This window comes from Bradyrhizobium sp. NBAIM08 (assembly GCF_020193935.1).
Classification (GTDB): Bacteria; Pseudomonadota; Alphaproteobacteria; order Rhizobiales; family Xanthobacteraceae; genus Bradyrhizobium; species Bradyrhizobium yuanmingense.
Window position 1 is genome coordinate 1 of the sequence record NZ_JADYVR010001001.1, and the last position, 401, is coordinate 401.

At 66.6% G+C, this 401-nt stretch carries 1 protein-coding gene; it reads right to left on the reverse strand.

The window, feature by feature from the left end; translation table 11 throughout:
* Positions 1-401: sensor histidine kinase (locus tag I6F37_RS43145; protein WP_225154855.1), on the reverse strand; the 401-nt coding region annotated here is incomplete at both ends.

Here is a 401-nt window from a genome sequence, read left to right on the forward strand (position 1 = left end):
ATGTCTGCCAGTGTTGGTTGCGGAACTGCCGACGGCTGGGTGTCCTGGCCGGGCTCTTCGCGGAGCACACCAATCACGCCGCGTAGTTCTTCGAGTGCTTGTCGAGCTGTGACACGCATCAATTCGGCCGTCTCACGCACTCTCGCGGGCGGCAGATCGGGCCGCACCTCGAGCCCACCAGCGTGCAGTGCCAGCAGCGAGATCCGGTGCGCGAGCACATCGTGCATCTCGCGCGCGATCCGGGTGCGCTCGGCCATCCGGGCCCGGTCCTCATGCAGACGCTGGTCCCCTTCGGCTCGCGTGGCGCGTTCGCGCCAGGTCTCGAGGAGTTCACGTCGTGCCCGCATGAACATTCCCCAGCCGATGGCGGCAACCACGAGCGGAGTGACCAGCAGGAATAC